The organism is Halorubrum trapanicum (assembly GCF_017873555.1).
GTDB classification, from domain to species: domain Archaea; phylum Halobacteriota; class Halobacteria; order Halobacteriales; family Haloferacaceae; genus Halorubrum; species Halorubrum trapanicum.
Genome location: NZ_JAGGKE010000001.1, coordinates 138,935 through 158,579 on the forward strand (window position 1 = coordinate 138,935; position 19,645 = coordinate 158,579).

The window sequence follows — 19,645 nt, forward strand, 5'->3', positions numbered from 1 at the left end:
TACTCGCCGTCGCTCTACTCGCCGTCGCCGGTACTCACGGTCACCTTCGCCTCGCTCAGCACGCGGTCGCCCATCTCGTAGCCCGGCTCGTACACCTCGTGGATCGTTCCCTCCGGTCGGTCGCTGTCGACGCGGAGCATCACCTGATGGCGCGCGGGGTCGACCTCCTCGCCCGGCTCCGGCTCTATCGAGTCGACGCCCTCGTCGGCGAGCACCTCGTCGAACTTCTCCAGCGTCGACTCGACGCCGGGACGGAGGTCGCTCCCCTCGTCCTGGTCGAGCGCGCGCAGGAGGTCGTTCCTGACGGGCGCGAGCCGCTCGACCAGCCCCTCTGAGGCGCGCTCGCGGATCTCCTCCTGCTTCCGCTTCGCGCGTTCCTTGTAGTTGCTGAAGTCCGCCTTCACGCGGGCGAGCTTGCTCGTCAGCTCCTCGACCTCCTCGTCGCGCTCGCGGAGCGCCTCTCGGGTCTCGGCGAGGTCCGCCTCCAGCGCAGCGACCTCCCGCGCGAGCGCCTCGTCGTGCTCGGCGACGGCCGTGGCGAGCGCCTCCTCGTCCCGGCGGGCGTCGCGGTCGGTCGGCTCGCCGTCCGCCGACTCGCCGTCCGCCGACCCGCCGCTCCGTTCCTCGGCAGTCGCCTCCGCCGTACCGTTCGTCCTCGCCGCGTCGCCCTCGTCGTCGGGGGACTCGACATCGACGGCGTCGTCGTCGCTCATACCCGATCGAAGTCGGTCGTCGGGCATAAGCGTTCAGAAGCGCGACGCGGCGAGTCCGACGGGCCACCGGAACCGGACCGGCGGCGAACCGCTACTGCCGGGCCGACAGCGCCGTGACGACGCCGTTCGTCCAGCCGAACCCGTACTGCGGGTCGTACTCGCCCAGATCGGTCGTCTCGCCGACCGAGCGAACGTCGTACTTCTCCGCCATGCGGCCGGTCTCCTCGAAAGAGCTTCTCGCGAGGTCGACCCAGCGGTTCGCGATCTCGTCGGCCAGGGCGTCGTGGCCGTACCGGCGCAGGCCGGTGACGGCCATCCAGTGGAGGGGCGCCCAGCCGCTCGGCGCGTCCCACTGCTCGCCGGTGTCTTCGAGCGTCGTCACCAGCCCGCCGGGCCGGAGGAAGTCCCGTCGGAGCCGGTCGGCGACCGCTGCCGCCCGGTCCTCGGTCGCGGCCCCGGTGAAAAGCGGCGCGACGGCGGCGAGGGTGAGCCGGTCGCTCCGGCGCTCGTCGACCCACGAGTAGTCGACGTAGAAGCCGGCGTCCGGGTCCCAAAAGTACCGGTTGATCGCCTCGCGGCGGTCCGCGGCTAGGTCGGCGTACCGCTCGCCGGCGGCCGGCTGCCCGACGCGCGGGAGCCACTCCGCGAGGGCGGTCTCCACGCCGTAGAGGACGGCGTTGAGATCGACCGGCACCAGATCGGTCGTCCGGATCGTGGTGAGGTCGTCGCCCGCGAGCCACCGGGAGCTGAAGTCCCACCCGGACTCGCAGGCGGCCCGGACGTCCCGGAACAGGTCGGGCCGGTCGTCGACCGGGACCCGGTCGGCGAGGCGACGGTCCTCGTGATAGGACTCCGGTCGCGGGCGAGCGCGGTCGTCCCAGTACCGGTTGAGGACCGTCTCGTCCGCGACCCCGACGACGCGGCGGTGCGCCGCGGCTCCGTCGGCGTCGGGAGCACCGTCGCCGCCGGGGGCACCGTCGCCGCCGCCGACGCGGTCGGCCCCGTCCATCCAGAACTCGTGTTCCGTCCGGAGCGCCTCCACGTGAGGGGCGACGGCGTCGAATCCCTCCTCGCGCTCCAACACGCGGAGCATGCGGTAGAACAGCGGGACCTGCGACCGGCTGTCGTAGTACGCTCGGTTCCCGAGCGGGACGAACTCGAAGCGGTCCAGGAGCGACGCGACGTTCCCGACCATTCCCCTGATCAGGTCGGTCCGGCCGGCCGCCGCCAGCCCCTCCGCGGTGAAGTAGCTGTCCCAGTAGTACATCTCGCGGAAGCGGCCGCCGGGGACGACGTGCGGGTTCGGGAGGGCGATGATCGTCGACCCCGTCGAATCGGCGTCCTCGAACGTCCGGGTCAACGTCTCCCACAGCGACGACACGTGGTCCTCCATCGACCGCGACGGGGCGAGATCCGGCGCGGCGGAGACCGGCTCCGGCAGCCTGAACTGGTCTTCGACGAACGACTTCAGGTCGAAGTCGGTTCGGTCCCGTCTCGTCAGATACCGCTCGAACAACAGATCCGGAGGGACGCGCGGCTCGGCGTCGACGAACCGCTTGTCGTCGTCGAAGAGGTCCCGCCGCTGGACGGTGCGAAAGAGTTCGCCGGAGATCTGGGGAAAATGACTGTAGTCGAAGAGACCGGAACTCATCTCCAACACGTAGTGAAAGGATTGCTAAGTAATTACTGAAATAGCCGGGAAGAGAACGAATAGCGCGCACCGGCGGCCGTCCTCTTATCCATGGTCCATGATTAATTATAAGTGTAATAAATGAATATCGGCGGATAGTCGATGACCCGTATTAGCATGCGATCGGTGAGCAAGTACTTCGACGGGGGTGACACGGTCGCCAACTACAAGCTGGACATGGAGGTGGACGACGGGGAGTTCGTGGTGTTTCTCGGGCCGTCCGGCTGCGGAAAGACGACCGCGCTCCGGATGATCGCGGGGCTGGAAGACCCCTCGGAGGGCGAGATCTACTTCGACGACGACCGCGTCGACGGGACCCCGCCCGCCGACCGCAACGTCGCGATGGTGTTCCAGAACTACGCGCTGTATCCTCACATGACCGTTCGGGAGAACATCGAGTACCCGCTGAAGGTCAGGGGCGTCCCGCCGGAGGAGCGCGACGAGCGCGTCGCGCAGGTCGCCGAGCTGTTACACATCGAAGACCAGATGGACAGCGACCCCGGCGAGATATCCGGCGGGCAGCGCCAGCGGACCTCGCTCGCGCGGGCGATCGTCCGCGAGCCGTCCGTGTTCCTCCTCGACGAGCCGCTCAGTAACCTCGACGCGAAGCTCCGCCTGGAGATGCGCTCCGAGCTGAAGCGGATCCAGAACGAGCTGGGGATCACGACGGTGTACGTCACGCACAACCAGGAGGAGGCGATGAGCATGGGGGACAAGATCGTCGTGTTGAACGACGGCACGATCCGACAGGTCGCCGACCCCGAGGAGCTGTACGAGCGACCGCGGACCACCTGGGTCGCGAAGTTCATCGGGTCGCCGCCGATGAACCTCTTCGAGGGCGAGAACCGCGACGGCGTCGTCCGGCTCGCCGAGGACAACACACTCCCGATGCCGGCAGAGACGTCGTCGCAGACCGTGTCGGTCGGCGTCCGGCCCGAGGACATCGACGTGTCGACCGGCGCGCCCGACACGGACTGGACCGTGCCGGGCACGGTGAAGACGGTCGAACCGCTCGGGGAGTACGTGCTGGTCAACGTCGAGGTGGGCGGCTCCGTGGTGAACGTGAAGGTCCCGCAGACGGACGCGGAGGCGGGGGACCGCGTCCACCTCACGTTCGATCCGACCGACGCGTACCTCTACGACGAGGACGGGGAACTGGTGGCCTGATACCATGTCAGTCGGATCGTACCTCGAGGACCGGCTCGACCGCGACGTGAACCGGGAGAAGCTCACGGCGATCCTCGTGTTCATGCTCCCCGGTCTCACGCTGTTCGCCGTCTTCTCCGTCGGCCCGATGCTGTACTCGGCGGTCGGGAGCCTCTTCACCTGGGACGGGTTCACTATCGGGCAGTTCGCCGGGTTCGAGACGTGGATCGCGACGTTTCAGGACGACGCGATCATCAACTGGGACAACCTCCTCGCGTTCGAGTACCCGATGGGGGCGCTCCCGCAGAACATCATCTGGATGGTCGTCCACGTCCCGCTGAGCACGCTGCTCGGACTCGGACTCGCGCTGCTTTTCGCCGACCTGCGCGGCCGGAGCATCCTCCGCTCGATGGTGTTCTTGGCGTTCACGACGCCGACCGTCGTGATCGGGCTGGTGCTTTTGTTCGTCTACGACCCGCAGGCCGGGATCTTCAACGGGCTGCTCCGGTCGATCGGGCTGGAGGGACTGGTCCGGAACTGGGTCCAGGAGCCGCAGATCGCAATTTACGCGCTCATCGCCGGCGGCGTCTGGGTACAGACCGGGTTCAGCATGCTGTTGTACAGCTCCGCGCTCGCGGGGATCGACCCCGCGCTGCTGGAGTCCGCCCGCGTCGACGGCGCGGGGCGGTTCCGGCGGTTCAAGGACATCATCTGGCCGCTCGTCAAGCCCGTGACGGCGGTCGTGGTGATCATGAGCATGATCTGGGTGATCCGGATCTTCGCCATCGTCTACGCGGCCGGGGGTCCGTCCGGCGGTCCGGGCGGCGTGTTCTCGGTGCTCGGCCTCGAGGTGTATCAGGCCGCGTTCTCGACGCCGATCGAGTACAGCAAGGCGATGGTCGTCGCGCTCATCGAACTGGTGATCGCGCTCCCGATGGCGTGGTACATCGCGTCAATGGACTGACCCACAATGACTGACACACACAACCCGGACGACCCGACCGATGCCGGCAACGAACCGCGGTCCGACGCCGACAGCGAGCCGAAGACCGACGGCGGACGCGTGTACCACGAGCCGCCGGAGACCGCACCGATATCCGACCGCAGTCCCGTTGAGCGCGTTCGCGCGGCCGTCCCGAGCGGTCCGCGCGCGCTGCGATACGCGATCGCGATCGGCGTCGCGCTCCTGTGGCTCGTCCCGCTCGTGGGGCTGTTCATGGCTTCCGTCCGCCCGCTCGACCAGATCATCCAGGGCTGGTGGAACTTCGAGACGCTCACCGTCACCTTCGAGAACTACGCCCGCGCGTGGACGTTCCAGTCCGGCCCGATGCGGCAGGCGATGTGGAACACCGCGATCGTCACGATCCCGTCGGTCCTCGCCGTGACGCTGCTCGGCACGATGGTCGCGTACCCGTTCGCCCGCTTCGACTTCCCGGTGAAGAAGTGGCTGTTCTTCCTGCTCATCGTCGTCATGGCCGCGCCGCCGGAGCTGGTGGCGATGGGGAACTACAACACGCTGCGGACGACCGGCCTGTTCGACACGTACATGGGTCTCATCCTGGTCCACATCGGCTGGGGGATGGGGTGGGTCGTCATGTTCCTCCGGAACTTCCTGCTCGGACTCCCGGAGGAGCTGGAGGAGGCCGCCCGGATCGACGGCGCGTCCCGGTACCAGATATTCAAGTCGATCGTGTTGCCGTACTCCGCCCCGGCGCTCGTCTCCGTGGCCGTCATCCAGTTCACGTGGGTGTGGAACTCCTTCTTCTTCCCCCTCGTGTTCATGCGGTCACGTGAGAACCAGCTCGCGCCGCAGGTGCTCCCGCTGATGAAGGGGCGGCTCCAGATCGACTGGGGCCTCGTCGCCGCCGGCTCGGTGCTGACGATGATCGTCCCCATCGTCCTGTTCGTCACCCTCCAGCGGTACTACAAGCAGGGGATGGTGGCCGCGGTCGCGGACTGAGTCGGCGTCGTCGATCCGTATTCCGTCGGGACGCCGGCCGTTTTTTCCGCCGTTATGACTCGCGCTACCCGTTATGACTCGCGCTACCCGTCAGGACTCGCGCCACTTGTGACCGCACTCGACGCAGGTGAACAGCCGAACCTCGTAGGAGCCGCCGGGCTTCGGTATCATCTCGTAGTTGGCCCGGTCGCCGTCGCAGTCGTCCGCCCGGCAGGGAACCTCCATCGTCTCGGGGGAGTCCCGGGTCGCGTCGGCGACGGCGGGTGCCCCGTCGTCCCGCTGTCCGTCCCAGGCATCATCGAACCGCACGCCTCACAGAACTTCAGACGAGAGTGGGACACGCCGCTGTCGGATATCTGTGGTAACCACCGGCCCGCGGTAGTTCGAAAAGGGAGCCGCGCCGCTCCGTCTCAGTACGGCAGCAGGCCCGTCACGGTGCCGAGCAGCGCGACGCCGATGGCGAGCACCTGCGCGACGAAGAACGCCTTCGAGGAGGCCCAGCCGAAGTACAGCAGCGCGGCCATCGGGACAGCGCCGATTGCCGCCGGCCAGAACCCCATCGTGAACAGGATCGCGAGGAGACCGGTCGTCGCGAGGATGAGCACGTCCATCCCGAGCGAGACGAGGTTGCGTCGGCGAAGCTCCTCGGGGTCGAACATCCGCGCCAGCGACCCGCGCCGGTCGCTTCGGTCGTCCGCGGTCGACGTCGACTCCATCGTCAGTCGTTAAGCGTCTCCTGGTGGGCGTCGTCGAGCGCGCCGACGATGTCCTCGGTCGGCGTGTCCGGCGAGGCCCACAGCCCCTTGAGCTGCGACCAGAACTCCGCCTGGAACGGGTTGCCGAGCGCGTCGTCGAGGTCCGGAACGACCGTCACCTCGGCGGCGAGGTCGGGCAGGTTCGCCATGACCTCGATTTCGTAGGCGTCGTCGGGCACCGCGGTGTTGGAGGCGATGAACCCGCCGTCCTCGACCCACACCTGCTGGCCCTCGGCGGAGACGAACGAGCTCAGGGCGTCGCGGGCGGCGTCGACGTTGTCCGAGTACGTCGGCACGGTGAACCAGTTGACCGACGAGGAGATGCCGTCGACGCCGGGCAGCCGGAAGACGCCGAGATCCGACGGGTCCTGGACCGCGTCCTGCGCCGGGGTGAACGAGCCCATGAAGTACAGCGGGAGGCTGTTGTCCCAGAAGTACTCGTACTGGACGCCGAAGTCGCGCGTCTGGCTGAAGTACCCCTCGTCGTGGAGGGTTTTGATCTCGTCGAACGCCGTGGCGACCCGGTCGTCGGTCATGGAGGCGTCGCCGTCGATGAGCCCCTGCTGGAGCGACGCGCCGTCCTCCTGCCGCATGAAGAAGCCCTCGGTGAGGTCGCTCAGCGGCCAGCCGGTGCCGTTCCCGGAGGCGATGGGCGCGTCGACGCCGTCGACGGCCGCGATGTCGTCGAGCAGCGTCATGAACTCGTCCCAGCTCTCCGGCTCGGAGAGGTCGTGCTCGTCGAAGAACGACTGCCGGTACCAGAAGCCGGGCTTGAGGTCCATCTTGAACGGCGCGGCGTACACCCTTCCGTCGACGGTCACTCGCGAGGGATCGACCGCGAAGTTCTCCGGATTCCACGCGTCGCCGACCGGCGCGAGGTGGCCGTTCTGCGCGTCCGAGATGATCCGCGCCGGCGAGGGCATCACGACGATGTCCGCGGAGGCGACGCCGGACTCGTAGTCCATCAGCGTCCCGGTGAGCAGGCTGTCGGTGTCGCGCGGGAAGTACTCCAGGCTCATTCCCGTCGACTCCTCCACGAAGTCCATCACCTTGCTGAACGACTCCTGCTCGCCGCCGGACCAGACGCCCGTTATCTCGAGGTTGTCGCCGCCGCTTCCGCCGTCGTCGCCGTCACCGCCGTCGGATCCGTCTCCTCCGTCGCCGCCGTTGCCAGAGCAACCGGCCAGCGCGACGCTGCCCAGCACCGACGCGGTCCCGGTCGTCTTCAGTACGCTCCGCCGCGTAGTACAGGATCGATCATTGGACATGTCGTCCCAACCCAGTCGACCCACTTACTTCAAATTTGCTTATTAATTACCGCTATAGTTACTAATCACAATCGAACTGACGCGAAACGCGATCACGGCTATTTATGGGAGTATCGAGGGTTAGTGGTGGATATGACCAACGGAGGCCACGCCTCTCCAGACACGTCGAACCGCCCGAACCTCGTACTTGTTCACTGTCACGACCTCGGACAGCACCTCGGCTGTTACGGCGCCGACGTCGACACGCCGAACATCGACCGGATCGCGGGCGACGGCGCGCGGATGGCGAACAGCTTCTGTTCGGCCCCGCAGTGTTCGCCGAGCCGCTCCAGCATGATGACCGGCTACTACCCCCACGAGAACGGCGTCATGGGACTCGCGCACATGGGCTGGGCGCTCGGCGACGACTGGGAGACTCTCCCGAAACGCCTCCGAGCGGCGGGGTACGACACCGCCCTGCTCGGCTTCCAACACGAGGTCCCGGACGAGCCGGAACGGCTGGGATACGACTACGTCGACAGCGGGACGAAGCGCGCGCGCGAACTCGTCGACGTCGTCGACGACTTCCTCGCAGCGCGCGCCGACGCCGACGACCCCTTCTTCGTCTCGATCGGCATCGAGGAGCCGCATCGGCCGTTCCGCCGGGAGTACCTCCCCGAGGGGACGTACGACTCCGCCGACCCCGACGCGGTCGACCTCGACGACTTCCCGTACCTCCCCGACGAGCCGGGGGTCCGCGAGGACGCCGCCGACCTCGGGGCCCTGATCGAGGAGGTGCTCGACCCGGCGGTGGGCCGCTACCGCGAGTCGCTCGCGGACGCCGGGCTGGCCGAGGAGACGGTCTTCGTCTTCACGACCGACCACGGGCTGGCCATCCCGCGCGCGAAGGGTACCTGCTACGACCCGGGGATCGAGACCGCGCTCCTGGTCCACCAGCCCGGCGTCGTCGAGGGCGGCGAGGTCCACGACGCGCTCGTCACCAACGTCGACTTCACGCCGACGATGCTCGACTTACTCGGTATCGACCCGCCGACGGACGCGTCGGGCGAGTCGTTCGCGCCGCTGCTCCGGGGGGAACCGCACGACGGCCGCGACCGACTCTTCGCCGAGATGACGTGGCACGACCGGTACAACCCGATCCGCGCGGTCCGGACGGAGCGGTACAAGTACGTCCGCAACTTCTCGGTGCTCCCGAGGGTGTTCGTCCCGATGGACGTCGCGCCCACCGCCTCGGGCCGCGAGGTCCACGAGGAGTTCCACGTCCCGCAGCGCCCGACCGAGGAGCTGTACGACCTCGAAGCCGATCCGAACGAGACGGAGAACCTCGCCTCGGACAGGAAGCCGTTCGAGACGGCGACGGAGGCGAGCGACCCCGACCCGGCCCACGTCGACGCGCTCGATCGGCTCCGCGACGAACTGGAGACGTGGATGGCGTCGACCGACGACCCGCTCCTCGACGGTCCCGTCCCGTACCCCGACGTGGAGTGAGGCGTCCGGCGGCGTCGACGACGCCGTCGAACTCGGTCTCCTTCGCCTCCAGCTCGGCCTGACGGGTCTCGGGACGGTCGCCCGCTCCGTGACGGCTCATCTCGGTGTTTTTTGTGTACCGAGGTAGTTAATCGATTGTCATGGACACCGAGGAACTCCTGGAGACGCTCCAGGCGGCGGATCTCTCTTACTATCAGGCGAACGCGTACGTCACGCTGCTCGAACTGGGGACCGCGTCCGCGACCGAAGTCGCGCAGGCCAGCGACGTGCCCGACGCGCGGATCTACGACGTGCTCCGCGACCTCGACGACTTCGGCTACGTGGAGCTGTACGAACAGGAGACGTTCCAGGCGCGCGCGACCGACCCGGAGACGATCGTCTCCGGGCTCACCGACCGCGCGAGCGCGCTGGAGTCGGCGGCCGCGGAGATCGAGGAGCGCTACGAGCGACCGACGCTGGACACCCAGACGGTCAGCATCGTCAAGCGGTTCGACACCGTGCTCGAGGCGGCCCGGACGTTCGTCCGCGACGCGGACACCCAGGTCCACGCGACGCTCACCCGCGACCAGTTCGACGCGCTGCGAGGCGACCTGGCCGACGCCCGCGACCGCGGCGTGACGGTCAACGTCACGCTCCTCGCCCGCGACGGCGACGAACCGCTCACGGACGCCGACTACGAGGGAGCCGTGAGCGTCGCGCACCGCCTCTCTCGACCCGCCCCGTTCGTGCTCACCTCCGACCTCCGGCGCACGGCGTTCGCGCCGAACCCAGCCGCCGTCGAGGACTACGGTCTCATCCTCCGCAACCGGTCGTTCACGTACGTCTTCTTCTGGCACTTCCTGCTTTTCATGTGGCTCCCCTCGACCGTCGCGTACGAGGCCGACGCGGCGGGTCCGAAGCGGTACGCCGACATCCGACAGTTCCTGCTGGAGAACCGCGATCGGATCCACCGAGACGAGCCGCTCCGGGTCGAGATCGAGGGCCGTGAGACCGACAGCGACCGGTCCGTGACCCTCTCCGGCGAGGTCGTCGACGCCGAACACGTCTCGGAGAGCGACGGCGACGCCGACCGCGCCCCGAGCGTGATGGCGCTGACGGGCACCGCCTCCATGGTCGTCGACGACGGCGAGAAGCGGTGGACCGTCGGCGGCTGGGGGGCGACCTACGAGGACGTGGAGGCGAACCGGATCCGCGTGACGGACGCGCCGACCGCGACCGAGGCCGAGCCGGCGGAGTGACGTCCGCGGAGTGACCCCGGTGTCGTGACGTCGGTGCCGTCGTCCCATCGACGACGCCCGCGACGCGCTGGAGGCGCTCCGGGGCGAACGCTCCCGGGTCGACCGGGTGTAGCGACCGCGTCCGGATCGGGCCGGGTCGACCGGGTGTAGCGACCGCGTCCGGATCGGGCCGGGTCGACCGGGGACCCCGCCGCACAGGGCCGGTCGACTTTTGCCCGTCCGCGACCGAGCGGGACCATGACCATCGAACCCGACGCGGTCGCGGACCTCATCGAGGAGCACCTCCCCGACGCGGTCGCCGACGTGACCGCGCCCCGGATCCACGACGACGAGGACGAGGACGCTCACTTCGCGGCGGTCGTCGTCTCACCGGCCTTCGAGGGCGAGTCGCTCGTCGACCAGCACCAGCGCGTGTACGACGCGGTCGGCGACCACATGACCCGGTCCGTCCACGCCCTGGAGATCAAGACGTACACCCCCGAGGCGTACGCGGAACACGGGGACGGCGCCCTCGCCGACGACCTCCGCGAGGCGGGGCTGTTCCCGGTCGACGAGGCCTGACGCCGACGACACGGGCCCGTCACCCAATCCCTCCACACGATGCGCTCCGCCATCGCTCGCGCCCTCCGCGGGACCCTCGCCGCGGTCTCGCTGTTGGCGTTCGTCGGGCTCTTTTTCGCCCTCGAAGCGCGCGTCACCTCCCCGGCCGTCCTCCTCGGACTCGCCGCGGTCGGCGTGGTTTCGCTCCTCGCGGCCGCCGGTCGTTCGGGGGTTCGGCGGTTGCTCGGGCGGGCCGACTCGGACCCCGGCAGTCACGGAGAGACGGCCGCCGAGGACGACGCGTGGCTCGACGAGTCGGCCGGCGACACGCCGTGGACCGACCGGACGGACCGCGCCGACGCCGAGACCGACTGGTGGCTCGCGCGGCTCGAACCCGCGCTCGACGACGCGTGGAACCGGTGGTCGGACGCCGCGCTGACGGTCGGATTGGCGGCGCTGGGGGGCGGCTCGCTCGTCCTGATCGCCACCTACTCGGGCGGAGATCCCCCGCTCGGGCTGCTGTTGCTGGTCGCGTTCGGACTCAACGGGGCGCTCGTGACGCTCCCGTTTCTCTTTAAAAAAGACTGAGGTGGACTTCAGGTCAGGCGTCGTCTCGGTCGTCCGTCGCGGCCGCCTCGCGGGCTTCGCCAGCGTCGTCAGCGTCGTCGACGCCGTCGCCCGCGACGCGGTCGGCGACCGCCTCGGCCAGCGGGTCGACGGTGACCGTCAGGCGGGCGACGAGGAACACCACGGGGACGAGCGCGACGAACAGGAAGACGGCGTCGTACGCCCACGCGGCGTCGTTCAACAGGGGGATCGCCGCGCCGGCGAGCCCGCGGTACGCGACGAGGACGGCCCCGAAGACCACGAGCCAGTAGGCCATTCCCCCGGCGTTCTCGGCGATCCGGCTCGGCGGCGCGTCGGTCTCCGCGTCGACTCCCCGCCCGCCGAGCGCCAGCCGCGTCAACAGCGCGAACTTGGGCGCGGCGTACAGGAGGATGCCCGCCACCGCGAGGGCGACCACGGCCGTCGCGACCGCGGCGAACGTCACGGGCGCGAACGGGACGAGACGGTCGATGCCCGGCAGCAGTGTGACCACCGCGAGGACGCCGACGATCGCAATCGCGGCGATCAGGAGTTTGCTCGCGGACTGAACCGTGTCGCGGTCGAGCGCGCTTCCGATCGTTGAGTCGTTCGAGCTCATGTGCGCCCGGCCGTTGGCGACGGATACTTATATAAAGGGCAAGCGTTTGCGCCGATTTTCGGCCGTTTCGCTCGATTTTACCCGTCGTCCTTTCCCTGTTGTGTGTTACCAATCATCTCGGTATTCGGATGCGCGTTCCCGCGCGCTGGCGGCTTCCAATAGCTTTTACAGCGTCTCGCGGGAAGGTCAGCGCATGGGTGACGACTACCGCACGGAGGAGGACAGCCTCGGCGAGATGCAGGTGCCGGCGGACGCTTACTGGGGCGCACAGACCCAGCGCGCCGTCGAGAACTTCCCAGTCTCGGGGATCGGAATGAGCCGCCGGTTCATCCGCGCGCTCGGCGTCGTCAAGAAGGCCGCGGCGCAGGCGAACCGGGACCTGGACCTCATCGAGGCGGACACCGCGGAGGCGATCGTCGCCGCCGCCGACGAGGTCATCGCCGGCGAGCACGACGACCAGTTCCCGGTCGACGTGTTCCAGACCGGCTCCGGCACCTCCTCGAACATGAACGCCAACGAGGTGATCGCCAACCGCGCCGCCGAGATCGCGGGCGCGGAGATCGGCGACCGGGTCGTCCACCCCAACGACCACGTCAACTACGGCCAGTCGAGCAACGACGTGATCCCCACCGCGATGCACGTCGCCGCGCTCGAAGCCGTCGAGAAGGACCTCGTGCCCGCCCTCGAGACCCTCCACGCCGAACTCGAAGCCAAGGAGACCGAGTTCGACGGCGTCGTCAAGACCGGCCGCACGCACCTCCAGGACGCCACGCCGATTCGACTCGGCCAGGAGTTCAGCGGCTACCGGACGCAGGTCGCGAAGGGTATCGAGCGCGCCGAGACCGTTCAGTCGAACCTCCGCGAACTCGCGCTGGGCGGCACCGCGGTCGGGACCGGACTCAACACCCACCCCGAGTTCCCCGAACTCGCCGCGGAGTACATCTCCGACGAGACGGGCACCGAGTTCCGCGAGGCGGAGAACCACTTCGAGGCGCAGGCGGCCCACGACGCGATGGCGGAGGCCCACGGCGCGCTGCGCACGATCGCGGGCAGCCTCAACAAGATCGCCAACGACCTGCGGCTGCTCGCTTCGGGACCGCGAAACGGTCTCGGCGAGGTCGAACAGCCGGAGAACCAGCCCGGCTCCTCGATCATGCCCGGGAAGATCAACCCGGTCGTCGCGGAGTCGGTCAATCAGGTCCACAAGCAGGTCGTCGGCAACGACGCCGCCGTCTCGGCGGGCGCCGCGCGCGGCGAGATCGACCTGAACCTCTATAAGCCCGTCATCGCGCACAACTTCCTCGAATCGGCGGAGCTGCTCTCGAACGTCGCGGCGACGTTCGGCGAGCGCTTCGTGGCGAAGCTGGAGGCCAACGAGGAGCACTGCGAGACGCGCGTCGAGCAGTCGATGGCGCTGGCGACCGCCCTGAACCCCGCGATCGGCTACGACAAGGCCTCGAAGGTCGCGAAGAAGGCGCTCGCCGAGGACAAAAGCGTCCGCGAGGTCGCCGTGAGCGAGGGGTACCTCACCGAGGCGGAGGCCGACGAGGTGCTCGACCCCGAGTCGATGACCCACCGCGTGATCCTCGGCGACGACGACTGACGGGCCGAAATCGCCGGATCACGTTTATGTCCCCGCGGCTACATTACGGGGATGATGCCCGACGCGGATAGCCCTCCCCCCGAGACCGCGGACGGTCTCCTGTCCGGGGTCACGGAGATTCCGCCGGTGACGCTCGCTAACGTCGCGGTCGCGCTCTTCGCGCTGCCGCTTTTCTCCTTCCTGAGCCAGTCGTTCGTCGAGATCGGTCCGATCGGCGAGCTCGCGGTCCAGTGGACCGTCGCCGCCGCGGTCCTCGGCGTGGCCGTCGCGGTCGAGGGGCAGTCGCTCCCGGACGTTGGCTTCCGGCGTCCCGCGTGGATCGACCTCGGCTACCTCCTCGCGGCCGCGGCCGCGGCGCTGCTCGCGTTCGCGGCGACCGATCCCGCGATCGAGGCGCTGGGACTCCGGGTCGCCGACGACGCCGGAACGATGACGGCGGGCGCGAGCCTCGGCGTCGCCCTCGCGGGCGCGGTGACCGCCGGCGTCGTCGAGGAGGTCCTCTTCAGGGGCTACGCGATCGAGCGTCTGCTCGCGTACACGGGGCGCCCCCTCGTCGCCGGCGGGATCGCGTGGGGGGCCTTCACCGCGGCGCACGCCGTCGTCTGGCCGGTCGGGAACCTCGTCCAGATCGCGGCCGTCGCCGCGGTCTTCACCGCCGTGTACGTCCGCCGCCGCACGCTCGCTCCCGTCGTCGTCGCACACGTGCTCGTGTGGGGGATGTCGGCGTTGGGGCAGGCGTACGGGTGAGCCGGCCCGCCGACTGCTGTCGGACGGCTCCCCGACGCGCGCGACCGAGCGGGCGACGGGGGCGGTCGCGCGTCCGTCCGCGCCGAATCGGAACCATTTAAGCCGATGTCGGTACCGATCCCACACGGATGAAACTTCACGAATATCAAGCGAAGTCTATCTTCGCGGACGCCGGGATCCCGGTTCCGGACTCCCGGCTCGCGACGAGCGTCGACGAGGCGCTCGACGCCGTCGACGAGATCGGCTACCCGGCCGCGATCAAGGCGCAGGTCCACGTGGGGGGCCGCGGGAAGGCCGGCGGGATCAAGATCGCGACGGACCGCGAGGAGGCCGAGGCGTACGCCGACGAGATCCTGGGGATGGACCTCAAGGGATACACCGTCGACCGGGTCCTCGTCGAGGCCGGCGTCGACTTCGTCGACGAGCTGTACGTCGGCGTCACGATGGACCGCGGCGAGGGGAAGCCGGTCCTGATGGTGTCGACCGAGGGCGGCGTGAACATCGAGGAGGTCGCCGAGGAGAACCCCGACGCGATCGCGCGCGAACACGTCGACCCCGCGTTCGGGCTTCACCCGTACCAGGCCCGGAAGGTCGTTTACGAGGCCGGCGTCGACGCCGACGTGGCACTCGACGTGGCGTCGATTCTCTCGACGCTGTACGACCTCTACGAGGAGAACGACGCCTCCGAGATCGAGGTCAACCCCGTCATGATCACGGAGGACCGCGACGTCGTCGCCGCGGACGCCGTGATGAACATCGACGAGGACGCGCTGTTCCGCCAGCCCGACCTCGCCGAGATGGCCGAGGAGTCCTACGAGGACGACCTCGAACGCAAGGCCGGCGAGTACGGCTTCGACTACGTCCGCCTGTCGGGCAACGTCGGTATCATCGGCAACGGCGCCGGACTCGTGATGACGACGCTCGACCTGGTCGACTACTACGGCGGCGCGCCCGCCAACTTCCTCGACATCGGTGGCGGCGCGAAGGCCGAGCGCGTCACGCAGGCGCTCGACATGGTGTTCTCCGACGACAACGTCGACGCCGTCGTCTTCAACATCTTCGGCGGGATCACCCGCGGCGACGAGGTCGCCAAGGGGATCAACGAGGCCTTAGCGCAGTTCGACGAGATCCCCAAGAAGGTCGTCGTCCGACTCGCCGGCACGAACGCCGAGGAGGGGATGGAGATTCTGAACACCGACCTCGTCGAGGTCGAGAAGACGCTGGAGGACGCGGTCCAGCGCGCGGTGAAGAACGCCGAGGAGGTGACCCAATGAGCATTTTCGTCGACGACGACACGCGCGTCGTGGTACAGGGTATCACCGGCGGGGAAGGCAAGTTCCACGCCGGCCAGATGATCGAGTACGGCACCAACGTCGTCGCCGGCGCGGTGCCCGGCAAGGGCGGGCAGGAGGTCGACGGCGTCCCGGTCTACGACACCGTCGACGAGGCCGTCGAGGCGGAGGACGCGGACGCCTCCGTCATCTTCGTGCCGCCGGCGTTCGCCGGCGACGCGGTGTTCGAGGCGCTCGACACGGACCTCGACCTCGCGGTCGCGATCACGGAGGGGATCCCGACCCAGGACATGGCGAAGGTGAACAAGCGCCTGAGCGAGACGGACACCCGCCTTCTCGGCCCGAACTGCCCCGGGATCATCACGCCCGGCGAGGCGAAGCTCGGCATCCTCCCCGGCAACATCTTCTCGGACGGCAACGTCGGGCTGGTCTCCCGCTCGGGCACCCTGACGTACCAGGTCGTCGACAACCTCACCGAGCGCGGGCTGGGCCAGTCGACCGCCATCGGCATCGGCGGCGACCCGATCATCGGCACCTCCTTCGTCGACGCCCTCGAGGCGTTCGAGGCCGACCCCGACACCGACGCGGTCGTGATGTGCGGCGAGATCGGCGGCGAGGACGAGGAGCAGGCCGCCCGCTTCATCGGCGAGCACATGGACACGCCGGTCGCCGGCTTCATCGCCGGGCGCACGGCGCCGCCGGGAAAACGCATGGGCCACGCGGGCGCCATCGTCTCCGGCTCCGGCACGGGCACGGCGCAGTCGAAGATCGACGCGCTCAACGACGCGGGCGTCCCCGTCGGCGACACCCCCGAGGAGGTCGCCGACCACGTCGAGGAGTTCCTGTAAGCGGCCGTCTCATCGGCGACCCCCTCCGTTCGCCGCGACCCGGTTTTCAATTCCGGTAGCTGGAGCGAAAGCTAAAATTACCGGTAGGGCAACTAACGGACATGAATGCCGGTCCCGGCGGCTCGTCGAAAGAGACCGACTCGGCCGCGTCAGACCCGTCGGGATCGGGCGGCGACGGGCTTCGGCGCGTCCTGTTCGTCGACGACGAGCCGGGGGCGGCCGACCTCGCCGCGACCCACGTCGAACGGCTCGTCGAGGACATCGAGACGGTCACCCGGACGTCGCCGGACGAGGCGCTCGACGTGGTCCGAGACGGGCGTGTCGACTGCGTCGTCAGCGACTTCGACATGCCGGGCCGCGACGGACTCGAACTCCTCGAGGGGGTCCGTTCGATCGATCCCGGTCTCCCGTTCGTGCTGTTCACCGGGAAGGGAAGCGAGGAGATAGCGAGCGACGCCATCTCGGCCGGCGTCACCGACTACCTCCAGAAGGGGACCGGCCGGGACCGCTACGAGATGCTCGCGAACAGCGTCGCGAACGCGCTCGGACGCCGCCGGGCCGAGCGCGACCTCCGCGAGGTGAACGCGAAGGTCACGGCGATCCACGAGTTCGCGACGGAACTGGCGTCGGTGACCGACGTCGCGACGGTGTTCGACCGCACGGTCGACGCGGCCGAGGAGATACTGGAGTTCGACCGGTGCGTCACCGCCCGCCGGCGCGGCGATCGGGTCGTCCCCGCCGTCCTCTCCGAGAGCGTCACCGAGGATGAGGTCCGGACGTTCGACGTCGGCGAGGGCGTCGTCGGGACCACGGTCGCCGAGCAGGAGACGATGGTGGTCGACAACCTCAGCGTCGATCCCACGGACCCGGACCAGCTGGAGGACCCCTCGTCTCCGGGGCAGGCGTCGGCCCGGGCCGACCGGCGGGAGGGGTCGGAGGTGGCGGACCCGGTCGCGGACGACATTCGCTCGGCGATCAGCGTCCCGATCGGCTCGCACGGCGTGTTACAGACCGTCTCGAACGGCTACGCCGCGTTCGACGAGCGCGACGTCGAGTTCGCGGAGCTACTGACGGCCCACGCGGCCAACGCCATCGAGCAGATCGAGACGGAGAACGCGCTCCGTCGGGAGCGGGACCGGCTGACGGCGCTGTTCCACGACCTCCCGCTCCCGGCGGTGCGAACCGTCGCGCTCGGCGACGGCGCGCGTCGGCTCGACGCCACCAACGAGGCGTTCGAGGAGACGTTCGGGTACGGCGCCGACAGCGGGTACGAGCAGATCCGGGCGGAGATCATCCCCGACGGCGGCGACCGGCTCGACCCGGCGGCGGTGCTCGAACGCGACGAACCCTCACGGCTCGAGGTGCGTCGCCGGACCACGGAGGGGTTACGCGACTTCATCCTCCACGTCATCCCGGTCAAGCGGTCGAACGAGACCGTTATCTACTCCGTCTACGCCGACATCGGCGAACAGAAGCGCGTCGAGCGAACTCTCAGGAAGCTCCACGCGACGACTCGAGGAATGTTCGACGGCGAGGACAGAGCGGAGATCGCCGGACTGGCCGCCCGCGCGGCGATCGACATCCTCGAGTTCCCGAGCAGCGGCGTTCGGCTGTACGACCCCGACGCGAACGTCCTCTGCCCGACGGCGATAAGCGAGGAGGCGACCGAGGCGTTCGGCGACCGACCGGCGTTCGGTCCGGGAGACGGTCGCGTTTGGGAGGCGTTCGACGCCGGCGAGCCGGTCGTCGTCGACGACCTCGACGCGGTCGACACCGCGGTCGGATACGGCGAGCTCCGGAGCCTGCTCGCCGTGCCGCTCGGCGACCACGGCGTCATGCCGCTCGGCTCGCGCGAGCCGGACTTTTTCGACGAGACGGACCTCCAACTGGCCCGCGTCCTCGCCGCGAACGTCACGGTCGCGCTCGATCACGCCGAGCGGACCGAGCAGCTGCGCGACCGCGACGCCGCGCTCCAGCGGGAGATAGAGCGGTTGGAGAAGTTCGCCGGGCTGGTTTCTCACGACCTGCGGAGCCCGCTCAACGTCGCCGCCGGCCGGACCGATATGGCTCGGTCGTTGACCGACGACGCGGCCGTCCTCGCCGAGCTCGACCGGGTCGAGGACGCACACCACCGGATGACACAGCTGATAGAAGACCTCCTCGCGCTGGCGCGACAGGGCCGAACGGTCGACGAGATCGAGTCCGTCCCGCTCGACGCGGCGGCCGAGCGCGCGTGGGGTACCGTCGACACCGCGACCGCGACGCTCGACGTGTCGGAGGCGACGTCCGCGGTCGACGCCGACCCGGAGCGGCTCCGGACGCTCTTCGAGAACCTATTCGCGAACAGCGTGGAACACGGTTCCACGAGCAGTCGGGTGGAACCCGACGACAGCATCGAGCACGGCTCGACGGGCAGCCGGACGGAGTCCGGCGACAGCGTGGAACACGGCTCGACGGACGACGGACTCACCGTCTCCGTCGGCTCGCTCCCTGACGGGTTCTACGTCGCGGACGACGGGTCCGGCTTCGACATCGACCCGGACGAGGCGGCGACCTACGGGCGGTCGAGTACGCCGGACGGGACGGGGTTCGGTCTCGCGATCGTGCGCGAGATAGCGGCCGCACACGGCTGGGAGATGTCGATCGACGGCGACGGCGGCGCTCGCTTCGAGTTCCGGACCGACAACTGATATATAAAAACGGGGTTGACGTGCGTGGTGGGCGCACAGGCGGGCCACGGTTATGCGCGATTCGCCCCTATAAATCGATATGGACGAAGGAACTCGCGAGCTGCTCGAACCGCTCCCGCCGAGCGCCAAGCTGGTCTACTACGTGCTCGACGCGGAGGGCCGGTTCGACCAGACCGGTCTCGCCGAGGAGACCCGTCTCTCCACTCGAACCGTCCGATTCGCGGTCGAGAAGCTCACCGAGGTCGGCCTCGTCGAGGAGGGGCTGTGCCCCCGAGACGCCCGCCGGTCGGTCTACCAGGCCGTTCCGCCCGCGGAACGCGACGCCGTCGGCGAGCCTGACGCCCCCGCGGAGTCGGTCTCCGAGACCGACGCGCCGACCGCCGCGGTCGCCGAGGACTGACCCCCCGAGGTCCGGACTCGTCGCGCTGCCGCGGCCCGGACGCCCGGATCCGTCGCGCTTTTG

General features: G+C 69.0%; 18 protein-coding genes and 1 pseudogene. 13 read left to right on the top strand and 6 right to left on the bottom strand.

The annotated features are described in order from the left end of the window. Window positions 1-14 precede the first annotated feature (14 nt). Both J2744_RS00695 and J2744_RS00700 read right to left on the bottom strand, forming a co-directional pair. Window positions 15-713, bottom strand: coding sequence for a nucleotide exchange factor GrpE (locus J2744_RS00695; protein ID WP_209543158.1), 699 nt, complete (start codon window positions 711-713; stop codon window positions 15-17). Between the two features lie 91 nt (window positions 714-804). Further along, entirely contained in the window at window positions 805-2,364 is a 1,560-nt protein-coding gene (locus tag J2744_RS00700) for a trehalase family glycosidase (protein ID WP_209543160.1), read from the bottom strand. Window positions 2,365-2,520: 156 nt separating this feature from the next. On the opposite strand from J2744_RS00700, the gene J2744_RS00705 reads away from it, so the two are divergent. From J2744_RS00705 to J2744_RS00715, 3 genes are read left to right on the top strand one after another with little or no spacing between them, the layout of a single operon-like run. Further along, a complete protein-coding gene (locus J2744_RS00705; protein ID WP_209543162.1) occupies window positions 2,521-3,570 on the top strand; it encodes an ABC transporter ATP-binding protein in 1,050 nt (349 codons plus the stop codon). 4 nt (window positions 3,571-3,574) lie between these two features. Beyond that, complete coding sequence (locus J2744_RS00710) at window positions 3,575-4,513, top strand: carbohydrate ABC transporter permease (protein WP_209543164.1); 939 nt, start codon at window positions 3,575-3,577, stop codon at window positions 4,511-4,513. Window positions 4,514-4,519: 6 nt separating this feature from the next. After that, window positions 4,520-5,509 carry a carbohydrate ABC transporter permease gene (locus J2744_RS00715; protein ID WP_209543166.1) on the top strand — a complete coding sequence of 330 codons (990 nt, stop codon included), beginning with the start codon at window positions 4,520-4,522 and terminating at the stop codon, window positions 5,507-5,509. A gap of 90 nt (window positions 5,510-5,599) precedes the next feature. Here J2744_RS00715 and J2744_RS00720 read toward each other — a convergent pair. From J2744_RS00720 to J2744_RS00730, 3 genes and pseudogenes are all read right to left on the bottom strand, one after another. After that, window positions 5,600-5,797 (bottom strand): annotated as a pseudogene (locus J2744_RS00720) (DNA-directed RNA polymerase subunit M); the annotation flags it as partial. A 122-nt stretch (window positions 5,798-5,919) separates the two neighbouring features. Beyond that, entirely contained in the window at window positions 5,920-6,225 is a 306-nt protein-coding gene (locus tag J2744_RS00725) for a hypothetical protein (RefSeq protein WP_209543168.1), read from the bottom strand. A gap of 2 nt (window positions 6,226-6,227) precedes the next feature. Next, window positions 6,228-7,469 carry an ABC transporter substrate-binding protein gene (locus J2744_RS00730; RefSeq protein ID WP_209543982.1) on the bottom strand — a complete coding sequence of 414 codons (1,242 nt, stop codon included), beginning with the start codon at window positions 7,467-7,469 and terminating at the stop codon, window positions 6,228-6,230. Between the two features lie 195 nt (window positions 7,470-7,664). Here J2744_RS00730 and J2744_RS00735 point away from each other — a divergent pair, with 195 nt between their 5' ends. The 4 genes from J2744_RS00735 (at window position 7,665) to J2744_RS00750 (ending at window position 11,386) form a co-directional block, all read left to right on the top strand. Then, window positions 7,665-9,020, top strand: coding sequence for a sulfatase family protein (locus J2744_RS00735; protein WP_209543169.1), 1,356 nt, complete (start codon window positions 7,665-7,667; stop codon window positions 9,018-9,020). 140 nt (window positions 9,021-9,160) lie between these two features. Then, a complete protein-coding gene (locus tag J2744_RS00740; protein WP_209543171.1) occupies window positions 9,161-10,258 on the top strand; it encodes a TrmB family transcriptional regulator in 1,098 nt (365 codons plus the stop codon). 237 nt (window positions 10,259-10,495) lie between these two features. Beyond that, window positions 10,496-10,819, top strand: a complete 324-nt coding sequence (locus J2744_RS00745; RefSeq protein ID WP_209543173.1) for a BolA family protein — start codon at window positions 10,496-10,498, stop codon at window positions 10,817-10,819. A gap of 39 nt (window positions 10,820-10,858) precedes the next feature. Further along, window positions 10,859-11,386, top strand: a complete 528-nt coding sequence (locus J2744_RS00750) for a hypothetical protein (RefSeq protein ID WP_209543174.1) — start codon at window positions 10,859-10,861, stop codon at window positions 11,384-11,386. A gap of 13 nt (window positions 11,387-11,399) precedes the next feature. On the opposite strand, the gene J2744_RS00755 is transcribed toward J2744_RS00750, so the two are convergent. Continuing rightward, window positions 11,400-12,002, bottom strand: coding sequence for a hypothetical protein (locus J2744_RS00755; protein ID WP_209543176.1), 603 nt, complete (start codon window positions 12,000-12,002; stop codon window positions 11,400-11,402). 193 nt (window positions 12,003-12,195) lie between these two features. On the opposite strand from J2744_RS00755, the gene J2744_RS00760 reads away from it, so the two are divergent. From J2744_RS00760 to J2744_RS00785, 6 genes are all read left to right on the top strand, one after another. Next, entirely contained in the window at window positions 12,196-13,605 is a 1,410-nt protein-coding gene (locus J2744_RS00760) for a class II fumarate hydratase (RefSeq protein ID WP_209543178.1), read from the top strand. Window positions 13,606-13,659: 54 nt separating this feature from the next. Beyond that, window positions 13,660-14,352 (top strand): CPBP family intramembrane glutamic endopeptidase, encoded by a 693-nt coding sequence (locus tag J2744_RS00765; protein WP_209543180.1) that lies wholly within the window; start codon window positions 13,660-13,662, stop codon window positions 14,350-14,352. A 128-nt stretch (window positions 14,353-14,480) separates the two neighbouring features. Next, window positions 14,481-15,626, top strand: coding sequence for an ADP-forming succinate--CoA ligase subunit beta (gene sucC, locus J2744_RS00770; protein WP_209543182.1), 1,146 nt, complete (start codon window positions 14,481-14,483; stop codon window positions 15,624-15,626). Continuing rightward, the gene (sucD, locus tag J2744_RS00775) at window positions 15,623-16,492 is read left to right on the top strand and encodes a succinate--CoA ligase subunit alpha (RefSeq protein ID WP_209543184.1); all 870 of its coding nucleotides are present in this window, start codon (window positions 15,623-15,625) and stop codon (window positions 16,490-16,492) included. The genes sucC and sucD overlap by 4 nt, the downstream gene beginning before the upstream one ends. 101 nt (window positions 16,493-16,593) lie before the next feature. Then, the gene (locus tag J2744_RS00780) at window positions 16,594-19,182 is read left to right on the top strand and encodes a hybrid sensor histidine kinase/response regulator (RefSeq protein ID WP_209543186.1); all 2,589 of its coding nucleotides are present in this window, start codon (window positions 16,594-16,596) and stop codon (window positions 19,180-19,182) included. A gap of 79 nt (window positions 19,183-19,261) precedes the next feature. Beyond that, window positions 19,262-19,582: a helix-turn-helix domain-containing protein gene (locus tag J2744_RS00785; protein ID WP_209543188.1), complete on the top strand. Its 321-nt coding sequence runs from the start codon at window positions 19,262-19,264 to the stop codon at window positions 19,580-19,582. Window positions 19,583-19,645 lie beyond the last annotated feature (63 nt).